The 2,520-nt window shown below is 70.4% G+C and carries 4 protein-coding genes; 2 read left to right on the top strand and 2 right to left on the bottom strand.

Going from position 1 to position 2,520, the window contains the following annotated elements:
* Both A6Q79_RS01850 and A6Q79_RS01845 read left to right on the top strand, forming a co-directional pair.
* Positions 1-776 (top strand): alpha/beta hydrolase (locus tag A6Q79_RS01850; RefSeq protein ID WP_317695769.1); only part of this gene is annotated, 776 nt, incomplete at its 5' end.
* A 159-nt stretch (positions 777-935) separates the two neighbouring features.
* Positions 936-1,454, top strand: coding sequence for a DUF3145 domain-containing protein (locus tag A6Q79_RS01845; RefSeq protein ID WP_317695765.1), 519 nt, complete (start codon positions 936-938; stop codon positions 1,452-1,454).
* A 3-nt stretch (positions 1,455-1,457) separates the two neighbouring features.
* Here A6Q79_RS01845 and A6Q79_RS01840 read toward each other — a convergent pair whose 3' ends face one another.
* Both A6Q79_RS01840 and A6Q79_RS01835 read right to left on the bottom strand, forming a co-directional pair.
* Positions 1,458-1,901: a hypothetical protein gene (locus A6Q79_RS01840; RefSeq protein ID WP_317695762.1), complete on the bottom strand. Its 444-nt coding sequence runs from the start codon at positions 1,899-1,901 to the stop codon at positions 1,458-1,460.
* A 91-nt stretch (positions 1,902-1,992) separates the two neighbouring features.
* Positions 1,993-2,520, bottom strand: a 528-nt coding sequence (locus A6Q79_RS01835) for a carboxyl transferase domain-containing protein (protein ID WP_317695759.1), incomplete at its 5' end; no start/stop codon positions are given.

Below are 2,520 nucleotides of genomic sequence, written 5' to 3'. Positions count from 1 at the left end.
CCGGGGCGCGGCGCCAGATCCCGTTCGAGGCTCGCGAGTACGCCGAGCGTCACGGTCTACGCATCATCGGGATCGACCGGCCCGGGATCGGTTCATCGACACCGCACCTCTACCCCGAGCTGTTGGACTGGGCCGGCGACCTCGAGCTGCTGCTCGATGCCCTGGCTGTGGACACCTTCCGGCTGATCGGGCTGTCGGGCGGCGGCCCCTACGTCCTGGCCGCGGGCGCGGCCCTCCCGACAAGGGTGCAGGGCATCGCCGTGCTCGGCGGTGTCGCCCCGGTCATGGGTCCCGACGCTGTCGCTGGTGGCGTCATCCAGCTGGCCCGCTGGCTCTCGCCGTTGCTGCGTGCCGGGCGCGTCCCGCTCGGGGTGGCGCTGACCCAGCTCATCCGGCTCGCACGTCCCGTGGCCGGCCCCGGCCTGGACCTGTACGCCGCGGTGCAGCCGCCGGGCGACAGGAACCTCCTCGGACGCCCCGAGTTCAAGGCGATGTTCCTCGACGACCTCCTCAACGGCAGCCGCTTCCAGACCTCCGCCCCGATCCACGACCTGATCCTGTTCACCAGGGAGTGGGGCTTCGCGCTCGAGGACGTGCAGGTCCCGGTGCGTTGGTGGCACGGCGACGACGACCACATCGTGCCCTTCCACCACGGGGCGCACGTCGTGGACCGGCTGCCCGATGCCGCCATGAGCGTCATCGACGGGGAGAGCCACCTGGGGGGCCTGGGCATCGCCGAGGAGGTCCTCTCGACGGTGATGTCATTGGGTCGCTGACCCGCGACGCGTCCCGGACAATACTGGTGCTCAGGGGCCTCATCGGTCACAATGGTCCCCACAACCACATACCGCACGTGCTGACCTGACGTCCAGGTCATCTCGATGACGAGCCCGCTGGGGAAGGCGTAGCTCGCGCCGGAGATGAAGGAGGTCCAGGTGACCACGAACACTGCCACCCGTTCCGCGACGAGGGGCGTTCTCTACGTGCACTCAGCGCCCTCGGCTCTGTGCCCGCACGTGGAGTGGGCCGTCGGCGGTGTCCTCGGTGCGCCCGTGAACCTCGACTGGACCCCACAGCCCGCTCAGCCGGGCAGCTACCGGGCGGAGCTGTCGTGGACCGGTGGCACCGGGACGGCCGCGGCGGTCGCCTCTGCGCTGCGCGGGTGGAACCACCTGCGCTTCGAGATCACCGAGGAGCCCACCTCGGGCACCGAGGGCAGTCGCTACTCCTACACCCCCGAGCTCGGGGTCTTCCACGCCGTCACCGGCCTGCACGGCGACATCCTCATCCCCGAGGACCGGCTCAAGGCCGCGGTGGTGAAGTCGGCCCTCGGCGAGGTCACGCTGCTCGAGGAGATCGACAAACTGCTGGGCAAGCCGTGGGACGACGAGCTCGAGACGTTCCGGCACGCCGGGGACGGCGCGCCGGTCCGCTGGCTGCACCAGGTGGTGTGAGGCTCAACTGGCCTTGAGGCGGAAGTACGTCGGCTCGATCCACCCGTCGAAGGTGTCGAAGCCGACCTTGTAGGTGAACTTGCCGCGGAGCTTGAACTTCCCAGGCACGGTGTTCTCCCGGCAGAAGCGGAAGCGCTCCTTGCCCTTCTTCTTCGCCGCGCCCTCCAGCACGCCCCCGGAGGCGATGGTGACGCCGCGACGGTCGGTCAGGAAGGTCTCCAGCGCCCAGGTGTCGGCGTCCTCGGGAGGGTTGATCTTGTACTTGTAGCGGTAGTTGCGGCACCCCTCGTGCAGGGTGCCGTTGCCGCGGAAGGTCTGGGCGAACTCCGCCATCGTCCGTTCCTTGGCCGACGCCGGCACCGACGGGGCGAGCGTGATCACGAGCGCGCCGATCAGCGCGACCGCGAAGGCGAGCATCGGCCGGGTGATCGGCTGGTGCGTCGACATGGTGGACCTCCCTGTGATGGACGTCATGACAACGTCACAGACCGGGCGGGGGTTACGCAAACCCTCGCCCGGCCTGGTCCATGGGCGTCCCTCAGAGGGGGATGTTGCCGTGGTGCCCCCGTCGTACGCCGCCGGCCTGGACGGCCGCGTCGATGGCCTCCGCGATCGCGCTGCGCGTGCGGGCGGGGTCGACGACCTCGTCCACGACCCCGATCTCGACGGCCTTGTCGACGCCGCCGGCGATCCGCTCGTGCTCGGCGGCCAGCTCGGCCTCGACCTGGGGACGGATCTCGGGCGAGACCTCGGCCAGGCGACGACGGTGCAGGATGCGCACCGCAGCGACAGCACCCATCACGGCCACCTCGGCGCCGGGCCAGGCCAGCACCTTCGTGGCCCCCAGGGAGCGGGAGTTCATGGCGATGTAGGCGCCGCCGTAGGTCTTGCGGGTCACCAGGGTGACGCGAGGCACCACGCACTCCCCGAAGGCGTGCAGCAGCTTGGCGCCGCGGCGTACGACGCCGTCCCACTCCTGGCCGACGCCGGGGAGGTAGCCCGGCACGTCGACGACGACGACCAAGGGGATCGAGAAGGCGTCGCACATCCGGACGAACCGGCTGGC

It is taken from the genome of Aeromicrobium sp. REDSEA-S32_B7, assembly GCF_001626145.1.
In the GTDB taxonomy this organism is placed as follows: Bacteria; Actinomycetota; Actinomycetes; order Propionibacteriales; family Nocardioidaceae; genus Aeromicrobium; species Aeromicrobium erythreum.
The sequence above is the reverse complement of the archived record's forward strand: the minus strand, read 5'-3'. Positions and strand labels throughout refer to the sequence as shown.

Coding starts and splice junctions, on each gene's coding strand:
- A6Q79_RS01840 (WP_317695762.1), bottom strand. CDS start 1,901: ATGTCGACGCACCAGCCGATCACCCGGCCGATGCTCGCCTTCGCGGTC.